The sequence below is a fragment of the Pseudalgibacter alginicilyticus genome, assembly GCF_001310225.1.
GTDB classification, from domain to species: domain Bacteria; phylum Bacteroidota; class Bacteroidia; order Flavobacteriales; family Flavobacteriaceae; genus Pseudalgibacter; species Pseudalgibacter alginicilyticus.
Genome location: NZ_CP012898.1, coordinates 514,955 through 540,276, shown reverse-complemented (window position 1 = coordinate 540,276; position 25,322 = coordinate 514,955). Strand labels below are relative to the sequence as shown.

The window sequence follows — 25,322 nt, the reverse complement described above, 5'->3', positions numbered from 1 at the left end:
TTATAAATTAGGAAATTCTTTACTAAAAAACAATTCATTGTTTAACAGAGTTTCTAAATTGTTTAAATCTCTTTTACCTATAATTCTTTGTCCATTGCCAACTACAATATCTCCTGCTTCAACATTTTTAGAAATGGTAGTTCCCATACCAATAATAGCTCCATCTCCAATTTTTATACCAGGAAGAATATTAACATTTTGTCCTATCCATACAGCTTTACCAATTTTTATTTTTTTTGTGATGTATTTATCATCATATGGGACAGATATTTTAGATTTGTAATCATGATTACCAGAATGAATACAAACATTTCTACTTATTATTGTACCTTCTCCAATTTCAACACCACCAATAGCCATTATAAAACAATTATCTCCAATACGAACATGACTACCAATACTTAAATTTTCTGGGTGGTAAATGGTGCCTCCTGCTTTAAAAATAACATTGTCTCCAATATTTTTAAAGTATTTTTTTTGAGAGTTGATAACGAAATCATCAATTTCTTTTTTTAAATAACCCCAATATAAAGCTGCTATTTTTTTTGATATGTATTTTAAAACTTTACTTTTCATTTGAAAAATTTAGAAGGTAACAATTGTTTCTTTTCAAAGTCATTAAGAACAATATAATAGGCTAATAATGAATAGATTATAGAATATAAAACTGATTTTAATATAAAATTGCCCCATCCTTCACCAATAATTATATTTAAGAAATAACCTACAATCAAAGATAAAATTAAAGCTATTAATAATTTACCAAATGTTTGAATAAAAAAAACTTTAATATTAATATTTAACTTTTTATCAAAATACCAGTTCATAATAAGTTGTGAAATAAACCAAAATATGGAATAGCACCAAGCAATTGCCCAATACCCATAAAATTGAGAGAAATAGGCACCTAAAAATATTCCTGTTGAAATTGTGAAAAAATAAACTATTGCTTTGAATTTAAAGCGACCTGTAGCTTCAATAATAGAATTTGCGAAATTTTGAACCAATGGTAAAATATAAGCAGTCATAATAATTAGCGTGATTAAATAAGAGTCTGTATATGTTTCACCAACCCATAATAAAATGAATTGTTTACCAAATAACAGAAAAGCACCCCAAATAAAAATTAATATAACGGAAACAATTCTTCCTATTTTAATCATCATTTCTGTTAATTCAGCCCTAGTACTTAATTGTTCAACCATAAAGGTAGCCTTAGGTAAGAACACACTATTAATAGCTCCAGCAAAAGCTCCAAAATACCCACTTAAAACTATACCGACAGCATAAATCGCCACAGCATCTGTGCTAATAGTTATACCTAAAATCATCTGACCCGATTTCCAAAAAAGTTCACCAATCATAGCAAAGACAAATATCCAAATAGAATAGCTAAAGATTGTTTTTATCAACTTTTTATCTAATTCTATAAGTTTGATTTTTACTTTTAAAATTTTTATAACGTAGTAAGCATCTACTACAATAATAGTGATGTTTAATACAGTATCTATAACTACCAGCGAAATTGCTTTACCGCCATGGAATAATATAAAAAACACTAATAAGGATCTAACTATATATCTAATAATATTTACAACTCTTGGATATACAAATTTTTCATAACCATTACAAATACCAGTAAAAGCACCTCCAGGTAAAGAAATAGATAAATTAAAAACTAAAAGTAGCATTAATATTTTAGCTTTATACATTTCATCTGTGGTCAGTGACTGACTAAAAATATTTTCAATATTTAAATAAGCAATTCCTCCAATTATTAATGTTAATATAGATATTGATATATATATTATGAAAATTGTAGCTAAGAAGTTTTTTTGACCATTTAAATCGTTATTTGCTCTATATTTAGCTACAAACCTAACAATGGTATTGTTTAATCCAAAATCAAGCAATGAAATATAGCCTACAAGCGAGCCTAATAAAATGTAAAGTCCATATTCTGATTGACCTAATTGCCTAATAATAAAAGGTGTTAAAACTAATCCAACAATATTTGTCAAGAATATTGTAGAATAAGACAGTATGACACCTTTTTTTAATTGACTCATAATATTTTTAGTATAAATATATTGTTATAAACCACCATCTGTTTTTTCATTAACGCTCCCCTTAACATCATACAAAACACCTCTTGTATTTAAAAAGCTATTAAGCCTTAACTTTAAAAATTCTTGATGAGCCACTGTTAAAATAACCGCATCATATTTAGAATTAGGCACTTGTTTAACAGTTTCTAAATCATATTCACACTTAACTTCATCTGGATTTGCCCAAGGGTCACAAATGGTTAAATGTGTGCCAAAACTTTTTAATTCGGTGATGATGTCTACTACTTTGGTATTTCTGACATCCGGACAATTTTCTTTAAAGGTAATGCCTAAAATTAGTATATTAGCTCCTTTAATTTTTATGTCTTTATGAAGCATTAGCTTGATAACTTGCATGGCAACATATTGCCCCATACTATCATTCACTCGACGCCCTGCCAAAATAATTTCTGGATGGTAGCCCACTTCCTGTGCTTTTTGAGCTAAGTAATACGGATCAACCCCAATGCAATGGCCACCTACTAAACCAGGTTTAAAAGGCAAAAAATTCCATTTGGTACCAGCAGCTTCCAATACAGCATGGGTGTCAATGTCCATTAAATTAAATATTTTGGCTAACTCGTTTACAAATGCAATGTTAATATCGCGTTGCGAATTTTCAATCACCTTGGCGGCTTCGGCCACTTTAATAGTAGGCGCCAAGTGGGTGCCTGCTGTAATAACACTAGCATATAAAGCATTAACTTTTATACCGATTTCAGGTGTAGAACCCGCGGTTACTTTTAATATTTTATCTACGGTATGTTCTTTATCTCCAGGGTTAATACGCTCCGGAGAATAGCCCGCATAAAAATCTGTATTAAATTTTAAACCACTAATTTGTTCTAAAATAGGGACGCATTCTTCTTCTGTAACTCCTGGATATACAGTCGATTCATAAATAACAATATCGCCTTTTTTTAAAACTTGAGCCACTGTTTCACTAGACTTATAAAGAGGTGTTAAGTCTGGACGATTATTTTTATCAATAGGAGTTGGAACAGTAACTATAAAATAATTACAATCTTTGATATCTTCGAGTTTATTAGAACAAATCAAGCCGTTTTCATCGTCTTGATTTGATTTTAAAACCGCTTTTAAAATAGCCGAATCAACCTCTAACGTAGTATCATTTCCTTTAGATAACTCTTCGATTCTATTTTGATTTATATCAAAACCTATGACGTTGTATTTGGTTGCAAACAACCTTGCTAATGGTAAACCTACATAACCCAGACCTATTACAGCTATTTTATCTTTAGTGTTCATAAACTAATTACTGTCCGATTGAATAATATTCAAATCCTATTTTTTGCATCGCTGCTTTATCTAATATGTTTCGACCATCAAAAATAAAAGCGGGTTTTTTCATATGACTGTAAATCTTTTCCCAATCGTAGGTTTTAAATTCATCCCATTCAGTCATGATAGCTACTGCATGGGCTGCTTTTAATGCTTCATAAGGAGATGATTCCGTTTTAACGCTTGCTTCATTTTCTTCTTCCGAGCGCGTATTTAAATAATTTAAATCCGATTGTATTTTAAAGCTTGAAACTTTAGGGTCGTAAACAGATAAATTGGCTTGTTCATTTAATAAGTGATCAGCCACATAAATAGCGGCAGATTCTCGTGTGTCATTTGTGTCTTTTTTAAAAGCCCAACCCAACATGCCTATTTTTTTTCCGGATACGGTGTTATACAGTGTTTTTATCAAACGGTCTGAAAAACGCCTTTTTTGGTGGTCGTTCATAATAATAACCTGCTCCCAATAATCTGCTACTTCATTTAGGTTATAACTTCTCGCAATATAAACCAAATTTAAAATGTCTTTTTGAAAACAAGAGCCTCCAAAACCGATGGAAGCTTGCAGGAATTTTGATCCTATTCTAGAATCCATTCCAATGGCTTTGGCTACTTCGTTGACGTTTGCCCCAGTAAGCTCACATATTTCAGAAATAGCATTAATAGATGATACCCGTTGCGCCAAAAAGGCATTGGCCGTTAGTTTTGATAATTCCGACGACCATAAATTGGTTCGCAATATTTTTTCTTCTGGGACCCAACTGTTATAAACTTTAGCTAAAGCTTCAATAGCAGCTTCAGATTCCCCACCGATTAAAACGCGGTCTGGATTTAATAAATCTTGAACTGCTGTACCTTCTGCTAAAAATTCAGGATTGGATAAAATATGGAAATTGATTTCGTTACCAGTATTATGCAAGATGCTTTTAATAGCTTCAGCGGTTCTTACGGGTAAAGTAGATTTTTCAACCACTATTTTATCGGTTTTTGCAACCGCAGCTATATTACGAGCACAAAGCTCTATATATTTTAAATCGGCAGCCATGCCTTTGCCCTTACCATAGGTTTTAGTAGGAGTATTAACAGATATAAATATCATTTCAGACTCATCAATAGCTGCATCAATATCTGTTGAGAAAAATAAATTCTTTCCACGAGTTTCTTGTACAATTTCAGCTAAACCAGGCTCGTAAATAGGTAATTTGGACACATCGGCATCATTCCAAGCATCAATACGTGCTTGGTTAATATCTACGATGGTAATTTTTAAATGGGGGTTGTTTTTTGCAATGACAGCCATAGTAGGACCTCCTACATAACCTGCACCAATGCAACATATGTTTTTTACTATCATAATTTATAAGTTTTCCAATACCAATTAACAGCCTCTTTAAGGCCATTAGTTATATCATATTTAGGATTATAATTTAATAACTGTTTTGCTTTATCAATAGAAGCTAAGGAGTGGGGGATATCTCCAGCTCTCTGTGGACCATGTTTAATAGCAACCTCTTTAATTTTTGAATCAAACTCAGATAAATATGCTTTTAAAAGCGTTGTTAATTCCAATAAGGTGGTGCGATTGCCGTAGGCCACATTATACACGGTATTTAAAGCAGCTTTGTTTGTAGTTGTTAGTGCTTTGATATTCATCTGTATCACGTTATCGATATAAGTAAAATCACGTGAATAACTCCCATCGCCATTAATTGTAGGCGATTCATAATTCATAAATTGTTGAACAAACTTAGGGATCACAGCGGCATAGGCTCCGTTAGGGTCTTGTCTTTTTCCAAAGACATTAAAATAACGCAATCCAATAGTATCCAAACCATAGGTAGAATGAAAAATATCTGCATATAATTCATTTACGTATTTAGTGATGGCATAAGGGGAAAGCGGTTTTCCTATATGGTCTTCCAATTTTGGTAATGCTTTAGAGTCTCCATAAGTAGAAGAACTGGCTGCATATACAAACCGTTTCACCTTAGCATCTCTGGCGGCTACTAACATATTTAAAAAACCTGATATATTAACATCATTAGTTGTTATGGGGTCGTTTATAGATCTTGGTACCGAACCTAATGCAGCTTCATGCAAAATATAGTGAACTCCTTTGCAAGCGGTATGACAATCATCAAGATTCCTAATATCGCCTTCTATCAGTTTAAAGTTTGGGTTTTCAAGAAAGGGTGTTACATTTTCACGCTTTCCTGTGGAGAAATTGTCTAAACAGACCACTTTGACGTCACTTTCTAAGAGAACCTCACATAAATTTGAACCTATAAATCCAGCTCCACCAGTAACCAATACCGTATTGTTTTGTAGAGTTTTTATCATTTAAATTTGGGGTTTACTCATTAACGAGGCAAATATGTAAAAAAATATCTAAACAACGTACATTAATTATATTAACTAAGTGTTTTTCTCGTTAAAAACCACAAATAATTTCAGATGAATTAATATCATGGTTGAAACACCATTTACAACTGATAACTTAATACTCTCATTTTGTTTTTTATGTGGTTATTTGATATAATTTGTAAAAATTCAATATCATATTGCATGTGAAATTAATTGAATAAGGCCTTTTGGTTATCGATAATAGACACTGTTTGTCTGTTATTAAAAATGAGAGATGTATTTAACCGAATTTAATTACTCTTTTGACGAATTAAAGAAATTCTTGTGCACATGGAGGGAAACAATTACTAAATTTACACCGTTAAAAAGTACAAAGTTAAATTGATTGATAGCAGAAAATTGATTTAATACTGTTTAAAAATGTATTTAAAAATTGGCATTTTTCTCTCATCCCTCTCAAGAATTTGATGCTTATTAAAAAATATTATTTATGTATTAAATGTGCTATTAAAAAAATTGATTTTGTTTTATGTGTAAGGGAAATCCACAAAAAACAATTTATTATAAAATTAAATTATTAAAGATATGAGTCTTTAATCGGATGTCCTTGGATAATTAACTTATAAAATATAAGTGTTTAATGTTGACTAAAACTAAAATATGGCTATCATCACCTCACATGGGAGGTACAGAACAAAAGTTTGTAAATGAAGCTTTTGATACAAATTGGATAGCACCTTTAGGTCCCAATGTAAATGGTTTTGAAAATGATTTACGTGAATATCTTGGAGATGACGATTATGTTGCGGCTTTAAGTTCTGGTACGGCAGCCATACATTTAGCACTTCAACTATTAGGAGTTACTACAGGGGACGAAGTGTTGTGTCAAAGTTTTACATTTTCGGCATCAGCAAATCCTATTATGTATCAGGGGGCTACGCCAATTTTTATTGACAGTGAGCCTGAAACATGGAACATGTCTCCTGAATTACTTGAAATAGCTATTAAAGATAGAATTGAAAAATATAAAAAACCAAAAGCTATTATAGCAGTACACCTATATGGGATGCCTTATAAAGCTAATGAAATAAATGCTATTGCAAAACGTTACGACATTCCTGTTGTTGAAGATAGTGCAGAAGCTTTGGGAAGTACTTATTTTAATCAGAAATGTGGTACACTTGCAGATCTTGGAATTATATCGTTTAATGGTAATAAAATAATAACAACTTCAGGAGGAGGTGCATTAGTTACAAAAAACATCAAACTTAAAGAAAAGGCTGTTTTTTTAGCAACACAGGCAAGAGATGACGCACCACACTACGAGCATTCTTCTGTAGGGCATAACTACAGAATGAGTAATGTTTTGGCAGGGATTGGTCGTGGACAAATGGAGGTTATTGATGACAGAGTAAAAGCAAGAAGACAAAATTTTGAATTTTATAAAAATAATTTAGCGCAAAACCCTGTTATTGAATTTTTGGAAGAACCTCAAGGTTTTTTCTCAAACAGATGGATTACATGTATAAAAACACCTTCTTTTGAATTCAGAGAAGGGTTACGGTTAGCTTTGCAAGATGATGATATAGAATCTAGACCACTATGGAAACCTATGCATATGCAACCCGTTTTTAAAGATTACCTAGCCTTTACAAACGGTGTCTCTGAAACCTTATTCAATAATGGTCTTTGTTTACCAAGTGGTTCTAATTTAACCCAGGATGACTTAAATAGAGTACTAAATATTATATCTAAAACCCTAAAATCATGATTAAAAATTACTTTACTTATTTCTCTCATAAATTTGCCTCAAAATGGCTTGTTTTAGGGATTGATTTATTATTAGTTTTATCAGCTTTTTTTATTGCATATGTTATAAGATTTAACTTTACTTTAAATTTTGATTTAGATCAATTCTTAATTCAATTGCCTGTACTTTTTATAGTTTCAACATTAAGTTTTTTTATTGTTGGTTCTTTTAAAAGTGTTATTAGACATACGGGGTTTACAGATGTAATGAACTTGTTTAAATCCATATCATTAACATCTTTAATACTGGTGGCATTGGTGTTAATCAATAGAAATACAGGTTCTTTCCCTGGATTTACAATTCCTCTTTCAATAATTGTGATGTACACATTAATTAGTTTTGTGGTACTTAGTGCAAGCAGGTTGTTGTTTAAAATGTCTTATCAATATTGTAAGAGCATATACATGTCCTCTAAGAATATTCTAATTTATGGAGCTGGTGATTCAGGTATTGTAACCTACAATGCCCTTGTAAATAATGATAAAACAATTTTTAAAGTTTTAGCTTTTATAGATGATAATTCCAGAAAAAATGGAAAATCAATTAATGGAGTTCCCATTTTATCAAAAGATAAAATAACAAAAACCTATATAGAGACTCATGCTATTAAAGAAATTATTATAGCTTCTCAAGCTGTTGACTCTAGTCATTTAATAAAATTGTTAGATAGTCTAATTGATTTGGATATTAAAATAACAAAAGTACCACCTATCGAAAAGTGGATAAATGGCGAGTTAAGTACAAGTCAAATTAAACAATTTCAAATTGAAGACCTTTTAGGAAGAGAGCCAATAAAAATTGACAATCCTAATTTATTAAATGAATTTAGTGGAGAAACGGTTATCGTAACTGGTGCTGCAGGTTCTATTGGGAGTGAGTTGGTTAAACAATTAGCTTATTTTGATGTAAGAAAATTGATTTTGGTAGATCAAGCTGAATCTGCTTTATATGATGTGCAACAAGAATTAAAACAAAACAGTAAAGTTGATTTTGTTGCTATTGTAGCTGATATTAGAGATGGCTTAAGAATTGACAATATTTTTCAAGAGCACAAACCAACTATGGTATTTCACGCTGCAGCCTACAAACATGTGCCTTTAATGGAAAAATCGCCGTATGAGGCTATTAAGATAAATGTTTATGGTACCAAGCTACTTGCAGATACAGCATCGCGGTATAATGTTAAAAAGTTTGTTTTTGTTTCAACAGATAAAGCCGTTAATCCTACAAGTGTCATGGGTGCCACTAAGAGAATGTCTGAAATGTACATTAGTTGTCTTCAAAAAGAAAGCAAAACAAAGTTTATTACAACTAGATTTGGTAATGTGTTAGGCTCTAACGGATCTGTTATTCCTTTGTTTAAAAAACAAATAGAAAAAGGTGGGCCTTTAACGCTTACACATAAAGACATTACAAGATATTTTATGACTATTCCAGAGGCTGCACAGTTGGTTCTTGAAGCAGGTACAATGGGTAAAGGTGGCGAGATCTTTATTTTTGATATGGGAGAATCTGTTAAAATATACGATTTGGCTGTTAATATGATAAAATTATCAGGTTTAAGATTTCCTGAAGATATTGATATTAAAATTACCGGTTTACGCCCAGGCGAAAAATTATATGAAGAATTGCTTGCTAATGGAGAAAACACCTTATCAACCTATCATAAAAAGATATTAATTAGTAATACTAGAGAATTAGATTACGACACTGTAAAAGCTGAAATAGAGGAATTGTGTATTACCAATCGTTTCCAAAACAATAATATTGTTTTAAAAATGAAAAACTTAATTCCTGAATACAAATCTAATAATTCTGACTACGAAAGATTTGATAAGAAAGTTCAAATTTATAAGAAAGCAAAAGCATTAACCCAAAACGATAATACTAATAAAACTTACATGAATTTATAGTATAAATGTAGTTTTTTACTAACTTCCCCCAAATTTAAGTATAAAAATGAAATTATTTACCTTACAAAGGCCAAGTTGTTTGGCTTATCTTTCTATTGTGGTATTGATGATGCTTGTATCATCGTGTAAAACCAAAAAAGATATCGTTTATTTTCAAAATGTAAAAGATTTTGAAACCATAGTAGATACGGACATGTTTGAACCTAAGTTTAAAGTGAATGACATTGTGAGTATTTATGTGTCTACGTATAATCTAGAAGCAACCAAGCCCTTTAATTTAGTTAAAAACACAGGGTCTACTGGTCAAGAAATAGACTATTTAATAGATAGTGAAGGAAATATAGATTATCCCGTTTTAGGAAAAATAAAATTAATAGGCCTAACCGTTGAGGAAGCAAAACAACTTATTAAAGAAAAACTTTCTAAAGATTATTTAAAGGACCCAGTAATAAATATAAGAATTCTAAATTTTAGAATTACGGTTTCTGGTGAAGTTAATGCCCCAGGTGTTTATAGTGTTTCTGGAGAACGTATAACAATTTTAGAAGCGCTTGGTTTAGCAGGTGATTTAACAATTAAAGGTAGAAGAGACAACGTATTGGTTGTTCGTGATTTTGCTGGAACTAAAACATACACACGAGTGGATTTAACCTCTAGAGAATTATTTAATTCCCCTGTTTATTACTTAACTCAGAATGATTTCATATACGTGGAGCCTAACAATTCAGCTATTAGTGGTGCTTCTGGTGATTCAAGGATTGGGACTATCATAAGTATTACTTCTTTTATTTTAACTACGGCTCTTATATTTGTGACCAGAAACTAATATAATATTTGTTATATGCTAAATCAAAACAACTCAAATAATTCAATAGAACCTATAACCGAAGGATTTAACCTAAAACAAACTATTGCTACTTATTTAAAGCATTGGAAATGGTTTGTTTTAAGCGGAGTCATTTGTATTTGTTTTGCTTATTTTAAAATCAGATACACCATACCTGAGTATGTGGCTTATGCAAAAATCATGCTTCTTGATGAAAATGATGGTACTGCTAATTCTGTTTTTAAAGATTTATCTCTTTTCTCTGAAAATGAGGAGGCAAAAGTTGATGATGAGATACAAGCTATTCTTTCAAGGGAATTTTTAAAAAGTCTTGTTAAAAAGCTAAAGTTAAATGTAACTTATTATTCCAAGGGGCGGATCAATGAAACGGAATTATATAAAAGTGAACCTATTAATATCAGTTTCATAGCTTCAGATTCTATTATTGATCAAACAAATTTTAATTTTTTCGTAGACATCCTGTCTGACACCGAATTCAATTATAGGCTTTTAGAAGATGGAGAGTCAAAAACTTATAAATTTGGAGAAATTATCCCTACGTTTTTTGGTGAAATGATTATTACACCAAAAATAGAAAATATAGGTAACTCCAATTCAAACACCATTAGGGTTAGGTTATCTTCTGTTTTATCAATAGCAGAGTCTTTAAAAAATAGAATAGCAATTTATCCATCTGGACAATCTTCAAAGGTGTTAACCATCAGTTTGCAAGATCCTTTGGTAGATAAAGCTAAAACGATAATAAACACACTGATAGTTGAATATAATAAGGAAACTATTAATCAAAAAAATATCAGATCAAAGAAAACAGCAGATTTTATTAACGAAAGAGTAGAGTTAATAGCATCTGATTTAGTGAATGTAGATGATAGTATTGTAAGATTTAAAACAGGTAACAAGATAACTGATGTTACTTCTGAAGCGGGTCAGTTTTTAGCTTCCAGTGCACAAAATGAAGAACAATTAAATGTAAGTAGAACTCAGAAAAATATATTAGATTATGTTGATGAGTCTCTTGCTATAGATTCTGGTTCGTATGAACCTATAAATGTTAGTATTGGCGATCCATCATTAGATGCACTTTCTTTAAGATATAATGAAGTTTTATCGCAAAGACAAAATTTATTAAAAAGTGCTGGGGAAAAAAACGCTACGGTTTTAGAATTAAATCAATCATTAAATAATATACGTCAAAGTTTAAAAAACAATATAGAAAGTTCTAAACGGTCTCTTGATATTAGAATAAACAGTTTAGAAAATCAGTCAAGTAGAATTAATTCTAAAATATATTCGGTTCCTGGGCAAGAGCGTAAATTAAGATCGATTGAAAGAAAGCAAGGGGTAAAAGAATCCTTATACCTTTATTTATTACAGAAAAGAGAAGAAGCTACCATATCACTTACTGCTACTTCGGCAAACTCTAAAATCATTGACGAAGCGTATTCTACCAACTCTCCTGTATTTCCTAATAAAAAGATGATTTATCTTGCGTCTATTTTTATTGGATTACTTATTCCATTTGGAATTATTTATTTGAAAGATTTATTGGATACTAAAATTCATAATAAAGAAGACTTAGAAAAAGAAATAAATAATATTCCAGTTATAGGGGAAATACCTAGTATTAAAGGAAAATCTTCTGAAGCAACAATAATGAGAAACGATAGATCTTTGTTGTCGGAATCTTTTAGAATTATTAGAACCAATTTTGATTACATTAGTAGGGGTAGAGACTTAAAACCTTATAATAATGTTATTTTTACAACTTCCACGATAAAAGGAGAAGGAAAGTCATTTTTTAGTGTAAATATGGCACTTACTTTAGCTAATACAGATAAAAGAGTTTTGTTAATTGGTGCTGATATTAGAAATCCTAAAATTCAACTTTCACTTGGTCTTGAAAAAAGTGATGATATTTCCAAAATAGGATTAACCGAATATCTGTCTGACAAATCTATACTAATTGGAGAAGCTATAAATTCTTATGACATTAATGGTAATAAAATAGATGTGATGTTATCTGGAAAAATTCCACCTAATCCAGCAGAGTTATTAATGAATAATAGAATGAAACCGCTTTTTGATAAAGTTTCTGAACAGTATGATTATGTAGTTGTTGATACAGCTCCATCCATGTTAGTTACTGATACTTTATTATTTAGTCAATTTGCAGGGCATACCATCTATATGACGCGTGCTAATTATACTGAAAAACGTTTGTTAAACTTCCCTAAAGAACTACATGCTAACAAAAAACTTAATGGAATGATGTTGGTTGTTAATGGTGTAGATCAGTCTAATTTTGGCTATGGAGCTAAGTATGGTTACGGAGCCTCTGAAAAGAAATCTTGGTTTAGAAAGAGAAAGAGTAAGGCTTAAATTACAGAAAAGGTGTGATTAGTTTCTTGAATTAAAGGTTCTAAATTCTTATATAAAGTTTTAGATAGTTTTATATTCGTTAACTTTTCAATATGTTTCAAGTTATGAGTATCTGTACCTACAAAATCAATTAATTTTTCATCAATTAGATATTGCGCTTTTTTTTGGACATTTGTACCGTAATAATCACTTAAAGATAAAAGGTTTAGTTGAAAATCACATCCTAATTGCTTTAACCGATGGTAATACTCCTTATTATTATGGTAATACAAATAACGTTCTGGGTGTGCTAAAACAGGTTTGTAACCATGTTTTTTGATTTTTCTAATAATGTCCTCTAGATTTATAGGTGCTTGAAAATAAGATATTTCAACCAATACTATGTTCTTTTTTAAAGTAAATAAATTGTTATTTAACACATGGTCTTCAAAGTATTCATCCATCATATATTCAGCTGCTGGATTAATAACAATATTTGATAGTTTTGATGAACTTGACACTGCTTCAATAAGAGATTGAAAGGCATCACCAATGGTTTCGTCAGTATTAGGATAAAAATCCTGCATAACATGTGGTGTGGCTACAAATTGAGAGACTCCCAACTGCGTTAGTTTGTCTATTAAATCCAAAGATTCAGTAATATTGGATGCGCCATCATCAATACCTGGTAAAATATGACAATGAATATCAACAAATCCTTCTAATAAATCTTTTAGGAATAGTTTTTTTTGAAAAAAATGAAACATGTGTAGTAGGTCGTCTTTTTACTTTTTAAAAAGTGAATGTGTAATGGTTAGATTTTTAATTATTCTTCTTCGTCTCTTAAAATAGTTGGAGGTATTATTTTGTCATCAGCACCTACAATAACATTTCCTAATTCATTAACTTCAAACGAATCGCTATCAAAATTAGTCATGGTATAATGCAATTTGCTACTTACTTTAACCAAATAAATGGCATCCTCTGTTTTTATTTCTACAGCTTCTATAGTTTCATTATGATGGTTGTCAAATTTAATAATATCATCATCGCCATAGCCATCAGGAAACTTTTCTGTTAGTAAAGTAAGAACTTCTGGTGTTAATTTTTTGTAATCCACAATAACTTTTTTCATATCAAAAACGTTTTAAATGAAACAATAATTTCAATCAAATAGAATTATAATACTCAGATAAAGTTACAACTATTTTTTTATAGACATTATGACTTATAAAAATTAAATGCTTTGTAAATTAAAGCATCACTTACAAGGCAATCAATTTTTGGAATACCAATAGCTTCTAATAACACAAAGTTAATATTGCCGTGCTCATTCTTTTTATCATATTTAAGCAGCTCTATAATCGTGTCATATTCACTTTCGTTAATATCTACTTTACCGTAATAATTAAGGAATGAATTTTTAATAGTTTTAGTTGTTTCTATAGGAAAACCTGTTAATTCAGATGATATATAACATTCTAAAATCATTCCAAAAACAATAGCTTCACCGTGTAACAGTGTTGTTTTTTCTGAATTACTTAAAAAGTAAGATTCAATAGCATGACCTAAAGTGTGTCCAAAATTTAATGTTTTTCTTAAGTTTGCTTCAAATGGGTCTTTTTCAACCACATTCTTTTTAATAATAATTGAATCATAAATTAAATGATCCAAGTCATTTAATGAAAGTTCTGCTAAATCTTTAAAATGATTCCAATAGGTTTCTCCAGTTATTAGTCCATGTTTGAGCATTTCTGCCAAGCCCGATTTCATTTGGTTTTCAGCTAAAGTATTTAAAAAAGAGGTGTCCACAAGCACCATTTGTGGTGTAGAAATAACTCCAACTTGATTTTTTAAATGCCCTAAATCCACACCTGTTTTTCCTCCAACAGAGGCATCTACCATAGCTAATAGCGTAGTTGGAACATTTATATATGCAATACCTCTTTTAAAGGTTGAAGCTACAAAACCACCTAAGTCAGTTATAACACCACCTCCAATATTTATAAGAAGACTTTTTCTGTCTGCATCTAACTCCGATAGAGCATTCCATACACCTACACAAGTTTCAATAGTTTTATTAATTTCACCATCTTCAATTTCAATAATTTCAATAGTACTTGTTGTTTCTAATTTTTCAAGAAAAGAAGGGAGGCATAATGAGTGTGTGTTGTTATCTACTAAAATAAAAATTTTTGAAAAATTATTTTTTTTAAGATGTTCATTTATAGAAGCATAACAAACTTCATTAAAATGAATCATACAATCATTTGCTGCGAAAGAATTCATAGATTTTCTACTGTATTTTTTAAAGCGGTGAAATTAAGGAGATTTTATATAAAATGATAATTTAGCGGAAATTATCTTTTGTAATTATCAAATGAAATGACACACCTTTTTAGATTAGCGATTTTAAAATTAATTTGATTTCGGCAGGACTTTGATATGGTTGTATGTTTTTTAAAACATCAATATCAATTGTTTTTCTAAGGACATTAGGTTTGTCAACAACTAAAAAAATATCTTTGTGTATGGTTGTTTTTAATAATGTTTCGTTGTTGCTTAGTGTTTCTTCATGAAGCTTTTCACCGGGCCTGAGTTCTGATGTTTTTATTAATATTTTGTTTTTCTCATTTTTAGTTAATTTGAAAATAAGAACTTCTGCTAAATCAATTATTTTTATTGGATGCCCCATATTAAAGGTTAAAACACAATTGTTGAGAGTATTAAAACTCGCAATCTGGAGTATCAAATGACAGGCTTTGCTTTTTGTAATAAAATATCGGGTAATATTTTTATTGGTGATGGTTAATGGGGTTTCAGATGTTATGTGCTTAATGAATAAAGGTACAACTGAACCATTTGACCCAAAAATATTTCCAAATCGCGTTATAATAAATGAGGTATGATTTTGAGTGCCCAAGCTTTTTAAATAACATTCAGCAAAATACTTGGTCATCCCCATAACACCAATAGGATTTACCGCTTTATCGGTAGATATGAATATAAATTTTTTTGCATTATTTTTAATTGCAAAATGCGCTAAAGATTTTGTAGCCAATACATTCAATTTAATAGCTTCGTATGGATGGGCTTCCATTAAGGGAACATGTTTATAGGCAGCCGTATGGAAAATAATAGTTGGTTTAAATGTTTCAAAAAGATATTGCATTGATGATTCATCTCGAACATCTGTTAAGTAAAATTCAATATTTGATATATTTTTTAATTTTAATTCATTAATTAAATAATATAGCGGGGATTCTGCATTATCTATCAGAATTAGCTTTTTGAAATTACTATGGCGCAATTGCTTGGTAATACCACTACCAACAGACCCTGCAGCACCAGTAATTAAAAGTGTTTCGTTAGAAAAATTAAATGATTCTTTTAATATGTTAATATTTGTTGCTGGTTTCAATAATTCAGACTCATCCAATAATTGGCTAATGAAGTTAAAAGTCGTCTTATCCATTTTAGGTCGATTCGTTGAAAAAGGTATTTAGTTGGGGTAATTATACATGCAAAATAGGAATTAAATTCTTTTACTCAAAATTTAAGCAAAGCGTTTTAATTATTTGAATATAACTCGTAAAATGGTGATGGCAATAAGCTTTAAATCGAAAAAGAAATTATTCTGAGCAATATATATTTTATTGTATTTTAATTTGTCAGGAATAATTGTTTTAATATAGTATTCTTTAGGGTGTGCTGCAGCTTTTAAAAGCTCCACTTCATTTCTATAATGAATAGAGGCTAAGCCTGTAATACCCGGTCTCACATTAAATATAACATAATCTTCAGGTTTATAATGATTCACATATTCTCTTAAATCTGGTCTTGGACCAACAAAACTCATATCACCTTTTAAGATATTAATCAGTTGTGGAAATTCATCAATTTTATACCGCCTTAAGAAATAACCAATTTTAGTTATTCGGACGTCTTTATTTCCTATGGTAAGTGACCCTTCAGATTCAGATTTTACTCGCATGGTTCTAAACTTAAAAATATTAAAATCCTTATTGTTTTTTCCTACGCGTGCCTGAATGAATAAAACAGGACCTTTGGAATCTAATTTTATGATAATGGCTATAATTAGCAGAACAGGTAATAGAAGTATAAGCCCGAAGCATGAAAAAATAAAATCGAAACTTCGTTTAATCATTTCTAATTATTCTATATACAAATTTAGTAGGGTAGCGGTACTATCACAATTTTCAACAACTAGAGCTATTGGGTTTTCATTAAAATCATTTTGAATGTAATAAGTCCCACAAGGCGCTTTTCTTGGTTCGGTTTTGTTGTTGCTAAAATTAATATCACCTTTTAAAAGCACATGTTTTATGGTAATGGAATCAATATTCTTATCTTGCATAATAAGTAAAACATCATCTGTATATTCAAGTGTTTTTGAGTTAATATTTTTTAGTACTCTTGCTTCAGGTCCATAGCTACATGATGTTTTTTTACCACTTAAAAAAAAAGCCAATATAATTAACCCTAAAGAAAAGCCTCCAAGATAATACCCGATACGTTGTATTAATTTCATTTAAAAAATTTTGAATGCTGAAAATGATTTTAGTTGTTAAAATATAAGAAGATTGATATCAGTATATTTCAAATTGAACCATTCAGCAACAGGTTTGCTTGTTAAAATTCCGTGGTAAAAGTACAAACCATTTTTTAATCCTCTATCAAAACGAAGTGAATTTTCAATACCTCCATCTTCCGCAATTTTCAATAAATAAGGTGTAAAAATATTACTGATGGATACAGAAGCTGTTCGAGAATATTTGGCAGGTATATTAGGAACACAATAATGGATAACTCCATTTTTTACAAATGTAGGTGTTCTGTGCGAGGTAACCTCACTGGTTTCAAAGCACCCTCCCATATCAATACTTACATCAATAATCACAGCTCCTTTTTTCATGCTTTGCACCATAGCTTCAGAAACGACAATTGGTGATCTGTTAACACCTCTTACAGCACCAATTACCACATCGCAGCGCTTTAGGGCTTTAGATAAGTTTTTTGGCTGAACGGTAGATGTGAAAAGTGTCCTTCCTAAATTAGTTTGAATTCTACGTAATTTAGAAATAGAATTATCAAATATTTTAACGTTTGCTCCTAAGCCAATTGCACTTCTTGCTGCAAATTCACCTACAGTTCCAGCTCCAATTATAACAACTTCTACTGGTGGTACACCACTAATGTTACCAAACATAATACCATTACCATCTTTATTATTTGATATTAATTCCGAGGCAATTAAGATAGATGCTGTACCAGCAATTTCACTCAAAGACCGAACTGCGGGATAAGCACCATCCTCTTCTCGAATATACTCAAAGGCTAAAGCTGTAATTCTTTTGGCTGCTAAAGCCTCAAAATATAATTTGTTTTGAGTTTTAATTTGTAAAGCAGATATCAGAATGGTTTGCGGATTTATAAGTTTTATTTGCTCTAAACTTGGAGGCTCCACTTTGAGAATCATTGGACAAGAAAATACTTTTTCAGTGTCTTTTGTTATTTCAGCCCCTGCTTCACTATAATCTTTATCACTAAAATTAGCACCGTTTCCAGCTCCAGATTCTAATAAAACTTTATGTCCATTACTTACTATAGCAGAAACGGCATCAGGTGTTAAACAAACACGTTTTTCTTGGTGAGCTGTTTCTTTTGGAATACCAATATAAAGTTCGCCTTTTCGTTTAAAAATTTCAAGCGTTTCTTCTTGAGGTAATAGCTGCTGCTTAGTGAAAGGAGACAGTGATTTTGACATGTTATGGTCTTATTTAATAAAATTCAAATTACGAATATTTTTTTGATTGATTAAATCTTATTTATAAACAATTAATGCAAGAAAATAGTTACTAAAATTTATGATTATCCTCAAAAATATTCTATTAATTATTATAAATTTGTTTTCACTATGTACGTTTATGGTAGTAAAATTTCTATCTTTTATAATCATCTTTTTTTCTATGCTTACCTATGGTCAAGAATTTACCATTAGAGGTCAAGTAAATAATTCAGAAAATACGCCTATTGCTTTTGCCAACGTTACAGCTATGAGTAGTGATTCCTTAAATTTAGGAGTTATTACGTCTGAGAATGGCCATTTTGTTATAAGCAACCTTAAGAAAAAAATATATACATTAAAAGTTAGCTTTATTGGTTTTAAAACATACGAAACAACTCTTCTGGTAGATAAAGATATTGATTTTGGAATTTTAATTTTAGAAGAGAACATTGAACAACTCCATGGAATTACTATTATAGCCAAAAACCCTACGGTAAAACGGTTAGTTGATCGTTTTATTTTTAATGTTGAAAACTCCACGTTATCAAATGGCAATGTTTTAGATATTTTAAAGCATACACCTGGTGTTTTGATTAATGAAGAAAAAATAACTGTTAAAAATGGAGAGCCTACAATTTATATCAACGATAGAAAAGTTCATTTGTCATCTTCTGAAGTTTTACAATTATTAGAAGGTACTTCGGCTGATAACATAAAGTCTGTAGAGGTTATTACAAATCCTCCTGCTAAATATGAAGCAGAAGGAGGGTCTGTGCTTAATATAATTACTAAAAAGAATATAATTTCTGGGTATAATGGGAGTATTTTAGGATCTGTAAAACATGGAAGTGAATTTCCAAAATATTCATTAGGATCCAGTCATTTTTTTAAAACTAAAAAAATTAGCACCTATCTTAATTATAATATAAATCCCAAAAAAGATTATATAAATAATACGGAGTTTATCAATTTTATTGATAATAACAGTGTCGTTTCCAGCTGGGAAACAGCTTATGAAAAAAGGCAAAAATTTTCAAACCACAATATTAATGGGAGTATTATTTATGATTTGGATGATCATAATTCTTTTGGTTTTTTCACAAACTTGCTTTTTGCTCCAAGAGACAATACAAAAATGGACGTTTATTCATCTACTGAAATTTATGATTTTGATAGTGAATTGGAGTCCACATTTAACACTTTAAACAAATCAGTAAATGAGATATTCAATTTTGCATTTACTTTAGATTATGCTCACAAATTTAAAAGAGAAGGTGAAAAGATTTCAGCAAACATTCATCATACTAATTATGATTTTTCAAGTTTTCAAAATGTAGATACAGACTATTTTTATCCAAATGAAATTGAACCGTATTTAAATAATAGGTTTCAAACATTTTCAAGTCAAGTAATTAAATTATATACTGGCCAAATGGATTACGAATTACCAATATCAGATTCGTCAGAATTTGAAGCTGGCTTAAAAATATCGAGCATAGATTCCGAAAATATTATAAGGCAATATATTTATGAAGACGAAGTTAAGCAAGATGATATAAATAACTCGGATACATTTTTGTATGATGAAATGAACTACGCCATCTATTCAAGTTTTTCAAATCAAACAGATAATTGGAGTATTAAAGCTGGTTTGCGAGTTGAATATACCAATCTTGAAGGTAACTCATTAACAACAGACCAAGATAACGTTCAGCATTATGTCAAATTTTTCCCTGCATTGTCAATTTTGAAAAATTTAAATAAAAAAAACACTTTGTATATTGAATATAACAGACGCATTTACCGTCCTCGATATCAAGAATTAAATCCTTTTAAGTTTTTCTTAAATGATAATGTTTATACAACTGGAGATCCAAAATTAAAACCTCAAATTGACGATGTATTTACTTTAGGCTATACGTTTAATAAAAAATATACCTTGGAAGCGTATTATCGTTATGAAAACAATCCTACATTAGAAATTGTATTCCAAGATAATGATACTAACATTTTAAAATATATCAATACCAATATAGATACTAGTATATCATACGGTCTTGATTTTTCAACCTATACTAAAATTATCAACCGTTGGCACATGAATGCAATGGCCTCTTTATTTTATTATGGTAATAAATTTTATGCATTGGAATCAAACAATACATTGGAATCTAAAAATAAATGGTCTGTATATTTTGAAATTGGTAATTACTTTTCTTTTTTAAAAGATAATAGCTTAACGGCTGATGTTTCATTATTATATATTTCGCCATATGCTGACGGTCCCTCTATTATAAGTGATAGGTTGGGCTTAGATATTAATTTAAGGAAATCACTATGGAAAAACAGAGCATCAATAAGTTTAGGGGTGTCTGACATTTTTAACACTAAAAATTATAATCAAACCACTAAATATTTGAATCAGGATATTTTACTTAAATCTAGAATAGAAAATAGACTCGTTATGTTTGGATTTAATTATAAATTTGGTAATACTCATTTAAAAAACAATCAAAAAGAAATTGATTTAGAAGAACGAAATAGGTTGGGCAGTAAAAAAAATAATCACTAAAAATATTGTCGCATTTTTTCCCAAAAACTTTTTGGAGACACTTTCAGTTCATCTTCCAACTCTTGCATTGTTTTGGTTGTTTCATTAATTTTATTAAATATCCGCGCTCTTATTAAATAAATTGAAGGAATAACAACAGCCATAATTGGAAATAAATATATTAATTGATTGGCATCAAAAAAGATTATATCTTTATTTAATACATCAAAGGTTTGGTAGGCATACATTGAAATAGGTACAATTAAAACATGATACCACCAATGCCTGCAAGTAAAAAACCAAATGAATAATAAATATAATGGAATAAGTTTCCCTAATAACACCCAAATAGCTATAGAAGCACTGTCATAATGTCCTGCGTTATAGGTAAATAAAAAAGTGTGCCAAACTTTAACATCAGGCACACTTTCATGTAAGTAAAATAAATAAGGACTTATAGCAATTAGAGTAGCAATTATACTACCAATTACTAAATTCTTATTTTTTAACTTTTCTTTTGTCAACTTTGACTGTTGTTGTTCCATCTAGGTTGTATGCATTTACTGCTTGTGCCATAAATAAAACACCACCGAAAATAGCTACTGCTACTACTAATTTTTTTGCTCTCATTTTTTTAAGGGATTTAAATTAATTAATTACCTCAAAAGTATAGAATGAGTTTCTTGATGAAATTGGACAAACGTTAAAAAAATGTTAAAAACATAGTTTTTTTATTTTTATGCTGCGGTTTATCCGTAACTCTTTAAAATTATGGCGTTATTTATGTTATTTTACTTAAATTTTTATATCTCTATTTATCTGTTATATTGTTCTTTAAATCAATTTTAATGTTCTAGAATTATTAAGATTTATTGTTAATTCAACTCTATCAAAATGCTCTGGTAAAATATCTTCAATTATTTGAGGCCATTCAATAATTGACCAATTGTCTGAATAAATATATTCTTCAATACCAAAGTTATAGGCTTCTTCTAAATCATTAATTCTATATAAATCAAAATGATATATTAACGTTTCATTTGTACTGTATTCATTTACTATTGAAAAAGTAGGACTACTAACTTCATCAGTACTATTCAATATTTTAACAATAGCTTTTATAAGGGTTGTCTTACCAGCTCCCATTTCACCATAAATCACTATTGTTTTTGTTTTTAGATTGCTAACTAATTGTTTAGCAACTTCATTGACATCATCAATATTATATACTATTTCCAATGGCAAACATTTTAAAGCAATATTAATAATAAAATTTGAATTAAGCTAATACACGATGTATTTAATCGATTATTTATGCATTACACGGATTATTTAGGATTAAATACAACAAATGGAATAATCATTTCTTCAAGGGACACACCACCATGCTGATACGTGTTTCTAAAATAACTGACATAGTGGTTGTAATTGTTTGGATAAGCAAAAAACAAATCGCTTTTAGCAAAAATGAATGAACTACTCATAGTAATGGAAGGAAGGTGAATTTCTTTTGGATCTTTAGCGACTAACACATCTTTATTATCATAAGTTAAACTTCTACCTGTTTTGTAACGAAGGTTTAAACTTGTATCTCTATCTCCAACAACTTTTGATGGGTTTTTAACATTAATCGTTCCATGGTCGGTTGTTAAAAGCAACTTAAAGCCTAAAGCTTGTGCTTGATGAATCATTTCTAGCAGCGGAGAATTTTTAAACCAGCTAAGAGCTAAAGACCTATAAGCCTTGTCATTTGAAGCTAATTCTTTAACTACTTCCATTTCAGTTTTGGAATGGGATAGCATATCAACAAAATTATAAACTACAACAGTCAAATCATTGTCTTTTAAAGAGTTGAAATTGTCTGCTAATTTTTTTCCACTTTTAAGATTGGTTATTTTGTGATATTCGTATGTTAAGTGATTTAAACTAAGGCGCTTCATCTGGCTTTCTAAAAACTCAGCTTCATAAAGATTTTTTCCTCCTTCATCAGTATCATTTTTCCAATACTTAGGGAATAATTTTTCCATTTCACTTGGCATAAGCCCTGAAAAAATAGCATTTCTTGCATATTGTGTCGCAGTAGGTAGAATGCTAAAAAAACCAGTTTCACTGTCTTTTTTATAGTAATTATTAATAATTGGCTCAAACACCTTCCATTGGTCGTAGCGTAAATTATCAATAACCACCAAAAGTATAGGTTGTTCCTTACTAAGTTCGGGTGCTATTTTTTCCTTAAAAAGTGTGTGAGACATAATTGGCGCGTCCGTATCTTTATCAAACCAATTAAAATAATTTTTTTCAATATATTTTCCAAACTGGCTATTCGCTTCTACTTTTTGAGATTCTAAGATTTCAAACATCCCAACATCTTCAATATCTTCAAGTTGTATTTCCCAATAAATTAGTTTTTGGTACAAGTTCACCCATTCTTCATAAGAATTAACCATTGCCAAATCCATTGCTATTTTCCTAAATTCTTGCTGATAATTAGATGTTGTTTTTTCGGATACCAATCTCGAATGGTCTAAATTCTTTTTTATACTTAATAATATCTGATTAGGATTAACAGGTTTTATTAAATAATCAGCTATTTTATTACCAATAGCTTCTTCCATAATGTACTCTTCTTCACTTTTGGTAATCATTACCACTGGAAGATTGGCTTGTTTTTCTTTAATTTCATTTAAGGTTTCTAAGCCTGTAAGTCCAGGCATGTTTTCATCTAAAAAAACAATATCAAATTTATGATCGTCTAACATATCAATAGCTTCGGTACCGCTATTACACTTTGTTACTTCGTAATTTTTTTTCTCAAGAAATAAAATATGAGGTTTCAATAAATCAATTTCATCATCTACCCAAAGTATTTTTATTGTATTCATTTTATAAATTTTTGTAAAATTATAATCTTATTATATTCATTTTGCAATTTGAAGTCTTTTTTATTTATAGCTAATATTGGACTTCCTATATTTGTAACTATTTAACGCTAAAAAATAACGTTTGAATAAGCTAAAAATATTAAACGACCCAATTTACGGATTTATTACCATCCCTAATTCGCTTATTTTTGATTTAATCCAACATAAGTATTTCCAAAGACTACGCCGAATCACTCAAATGGGGATGTCTCACTTAGTATATCCAGGTGCAAATCACACGCGTTTTCATCACGCTATAGGTTGTGTGCATTTAATGCAAAATGTTGTTAATGTACTTCGCTTTAAAGGTGTTACAATATCAGAAGAAGAAGAAGAAGCTCTTTATGTTGCTATTTTACTACATGATATTGGCCATGGACCTTTCTCGCATGCCATGGAACATAGTATTGTAAATAATGTATCTCATGAACATATTTCATTGTTGTTTATGGAGCGTTTAAACCAGGAATTTAACGGAAGTTTAACGCTTGCTATTCAAATTTTTAAAGGAGAGTACCCTCGGCTATTTATGTGTCAACTTATTTCTGGTCAATTAGACATGGATAGGGCTGATTATTTAAAGCGAGATAGTTTTTATACTGGCGTTGCTGAAGGAAATATCAATAGTGAACGATTAATTACCATGCTTAATGTGGTTAACGATGCTTTAGTCGTTGAAGAAAAAGGTGTTTATAGCGTTGAAAAATTCATTATTGCTAGACGTTTAATGTATTGGCAAGTTTATTTACATAAAACAGGGTTAGCCGCAGAGCAGTTATTAATTCGAGTTTTAAAAAGAGCCAAAGAATTAAACAGTACAGGAAGTAATTTACAAGCAAGTAAACCGCTTCAGTATTTTTTAAATAATGAGATTTCAATCCATAATTTCAATGATACAACCTTAGATGTGTTTTCACAATTAGATGATTACGATGTAATTTCAGCAATGAAAGCTTGGCAGTATCATGACGATTTTGTTTTAAGTAATTTATGTGCCATGATTATCAACAGGGATTTGTTGAAAATTAAAATGAAAAATAAAAAAATAAAGGATGAAACCTTGCAAAAACATTTGAAAGCTTTTAAGAAAACTCATAATACTTCAACGGAAGAAGCTTCTTATTTTGTTTTTACAGGAAGTATATCAAATCAAGCGTACCAGTCAACAAAACAAAATATAAACATTTTATATAAATCTGGTAAAATAGTTGATATTGTAAAAGCATCAGACCATTTAAATCTTAAAACACTTTCAAAACCAGTGACTAAGTATTATATATGTTACCCCAAGGGCTAACAATAGACGCATTTTCTTAACAGTTTAATAATAATCGATTAA

22 protein-coding genes are annotated in these 25,322 nt (G+C 30.1%); 6 read left to right on the top strand and 16 right to left on the bottom strand.

Features of this window, described 5'->3' with window-relative positions:
* The 5 genes from APS56_RS02140 to APS56_RS02120 are packed head-to-tail and all read right to left on the bottom strand — an operon-like array spanning nt 1 to nt 5,750.
* Entirely contained in the window at nt 1-576 is a 576-nt protein-coding gene (locus APS56_RS02140; RefSeq protein WP_054724346.1) for an acyltransferase, read from the bottom strand.
* Complete coding sequence (locus APS56_RS02135) at nt 573-2,069, bottom strand: lipopolysaccharide biosynthesis protein (protein ID WP_054724344.1); 1,497 nt, start codon at nt 2,067-2,069, stop codon at nt 573-575. Before APS56_RS02135 ends, APS56_RS02140 begins: the two co-directional genes overlap by 4 nt.
* 24 nt (nt 2,070-2,093) lie before the next feature.
* Nucleotides 2,094-3,377 carry a nucleotide sugar dehydrogenase gene (locus APS56_RS02130; protein ID WP_054724342.1) on the bottom strand — a complete coding sequence of 428 codons (1,284 nt, stop codon included), beginning with the start codon at nt 3,375-3,377 and terminating at the stop codon, nt 2,094-2,096.
* Nucleotides 3,378-3,384: 7 nt separating this feature from the next.
* The gene (locus APS56_RS02125; RefSeq protein WP_054724340.1) at nt 3,385-4,764 is read right to left on the bottom strand and encodes a nucleotide sugar dehydrogenase; all 1,380 of its coding nucleotides are present in this window, start codon (nt 4,762-4,764) and stop codon (nt 3,385-3,387) included.
* On the bottom strand, nt 4,761-5,750 hold the full coding sequence (locus APS56_RS02120; protein WP_054724338.1) for an SDR family oxidoreductase: 990 nt from the start codon (nt 5,748-5,750) through the stop codon (nt 4,761-4,763). The genes APS56_RS02125 and APS56_RS02120 overlap by 4 nt, the downstream gene beginning before the upstream one ends.
* A gap of 664 nt (nt 5,751-6,414) precedes the next feature.
* On the opposite strand from APS56_RS02120, the gene APS56_RS02115 reads away from it, so the two are divergent.
* Genes APS56_RS02115 through APS56_RS02100 form a run of 4 tightly spaced genes read left to right on the top strand, consistent with a single transcriptional unit; the run spans nt 6,415 to nt 12,723 of the window.
* Nucleotides 6,415-7,545 carry a DegT/DnrJ/EryC1/StrS family aminotransferase gene (locus tag APS56_RS02115; protein WP_082379224.1) on the top strand — a complete coding sequence of 377 codons (1,131 nt, stop codon included), beginning with the start codon at nt 6,415-6,417 and terminating at the stop codon, nt 7,543-7,545.
* A complete protein-coding gene (locus tag APS56_RS02110) occupies nt 7,542-9,497 on the top strand; it encodes a nucleoside-diphosphate sugar epimerase/dehydratase (protein WP_054724335.1) in 1,956 nt (651 codons plus the stop codon). The genes APS56_RS02115 and APS56_RS02110 overlap by 4 nt, the downstream gene beginning before the upstream one ends.
* 46 nt (nt 9,498-9,543) lie before the next feature.
* Nucleotides 9,544-10,323, top strand: coding sequence for a polysaccharide biosynthesis/export family protein (locus tag APS56_RS02105; RefSeq protein WP_054724333.1), 780 nt, complete (start codon nt 9,544-9,546; stop codon nt 10,321-10,323).
* A 15-nt stretch (nt 10,324-10,338) separates the two neighbouring features.
* Nucleotides 10,339-12,723, top strand: a complete 2,385-nt coding sequence (locus tag APS56_RS02100; protein WP_054724331.1) for a GumC family protein — start codon at nt 10,339-10,341, stop codon at nt 12,721-12,723.
* Here the strand turns inward: APS56_RS02100 and APS56_RS02095 are convergent.
* The 7 genes from APS56_RS02095 to APS56_RS02065 all read right to left on the bottom strand — a co-directional run bounded on the left by APS56_RS02095 (nt 12,720) and on the right by APS56_RS02065 (nt 18,490).
* On the bottom strand, nt 12,720-13,469 hold the full coding sequence (locus tag APS56_RS02095) for a tyrosine-protein phosphatase (RefSeq protein ID WP_054724329.1): 750 nt from the start codon (nt 13,467-13,469) through the stop codon (nt 12,720-12,722). The two genes, APS56_RS02100 and APS56_RS02095, sit on opposite strands and share 4 nt — an antisense overlap.
* Nucleotides 13,470-13,528: 59 nt before the next feature.
* Nucleotides 13,529-13,837 (bottom strand): hypothetical protein, encoded by a 309-nt coding sequence (locus tag APS56_RS02090; RefSeq protein ID WP_054724327.1) that lies wholly within the window; start codon nt 13,835-13,837, stop codon nt 13,529-13,531.
* Nucleotides 13,838-13,923: 86 nt separating this feature from the next.
* Nucleotides 13,924-14,991, bottom strand: a complete 1,068-nt coding sequence (aroB, locus tag APS56_RS02085; protein WP_054724325.1) for a 3-dehydroquinate synthase — start codon at nt 14,989-14,991, stop codon at nt 13,924-13,926.
* Between the two features lie 109 nt (nt 14,992-15,100).
* Nucleotides 15,101-16,177 (bottom strand): UDP-N-acetylglucosamine 4,6-dehydratase, encoded by a 1,077-nt coding sequence (locus APS56_RS02080; protein WP_054724323.1) that lies wholly within the window; start codon nt 16,175-16,177, stop codon nt 15,101-15,103.
* A gap of 99 nt (nt 16,178-16,276) precedes the next feature.
* Nucleotides 16,277-16,870, bottom strand: a complete 594-nt coding sequence (locus APS56_RS02075; RefSeq protein WP_054724321.1) for a sugar transferase — start codon at nt 16,868-16,870, stop codon at nt 16,277-16,279.
* Nucleotides 16,871-16,876: 6 nt separating this feature from the next.
* Entirely contained in the window at nt 16,877-17,254 is a 378-nt protein-coding gene (locus tag APS56_RS02070) for a DUF4258 domain-containing protein (RefSeq protein ID WP_054724319.1), read from the bottom strand.
* Nucleotides 17,255-17,290: 36 nt separating this feature from the next.
* Nucleotides 17,291-18,490 carry an alanine dehydrogenase gene (locus tag APS56_RS02065; RefSeq protein ID WP_054724317.1) on the bottom strand — a complete coding sequence of 400 codons (1,200 nt, stop codon included), beginning with the start codon at nt 18,488-18,490 and terminating at the stop codon, nt 17,291-17,293.
* A gap of 160 nt (nt 18,491-18,650) precedes the next feature.
* Between APS56_RS02065 and APS56_RS02060 the strand changes: the two genes are divergently transcribed.
* Nucleotides 18,651-21,083, top strand: coding sequence for an outer membrane beta-barrel protein (locus APS56_RS02060; protein WP_169786426.1), 2,433 nt, complete (start codon nt 18,651-18,653; stop codon nt 21,081-21,083).
* Here the strand turns inward: APS56_RS02060 and APS56_RS02055 are convergent.
* From APS56_RS02055 to porX, 4 genes are all read right to left on the bottom strand, one after another.
* Nucleotides 21,080-21,586 carry a hypothetical protein gene (locus APS56_RS02055; RefSeq protein ID WP_236778450.1) on the bottom strand — a complete coding sequence of 169 codons (507 nt, stop codon included), beginning with the start codon at nt 21,584-21,586 and terminating at the stop codon, nt 21,080-21,082. The two genes, APS56_RS02060 and APS56_RS02055, sit on opposite strands and share 4 nt — an antisense overlap.
* The gene (locus tag APS56_RS17215; RefSeq protein WP_257720168.1) at nt 21,561-21,692 is read right to left on the bottom strand and encodes a hypothetical protein; all 132 of its coding nucleotides are present in this window, start codon (nt 21,690-21,692) and stop codon (nt 21,561-21,563) included. Before APS56_RS17215 ends, APS56_RS02055 begins: the two co-directional genes overlap by 26 nt.
* Before the next feature lie 204 nt (nt 21,693-21,896).
* Complete coding sequence (tsaE, locus tag APS56_RS02050; RefSeq protein ID WP_054731074.1) at nt 21,897-22,301, bottom strand: tRNA (adenosine(37)-N6)-threonylcarbamoyltransferase complex ATPase subunit type 1 TsaE; 405 nt, start codon at nt 22,299-22,301, stop codon at nt 21,897-21,899.
* 89 nt (nt 22,302-22,390) lie between these two features.
* Nucleotides 22,391-23,944, bottom strand: coding sequence for a T9SS response regulator signal transducer PorX (porX, locus tag APS56_RS02045; RefSeq protein ID WP_054724311.1), 1,554 nt, complete (start codon nt 23,942-23,944; stop codon nt 22,391-22,393).
* Between the two features lie 121 nt (nt 23,945-24,065).
* On the opposite strand from porX, the gene APS56_RS02040 reads away from it, so the two are divergent.
* A complete protein-coding gene (locus APS56_RS02040; RefSeq protein ID WP_054724309.1) occupies nt 24,066-25,280 on the top strand; it encodes an HD domain-containing protein in 1,215 nt (404 codons plus the stop codon).
* Nucleotides 25,281-25,322: the final 42 nt, after the last annotated feature.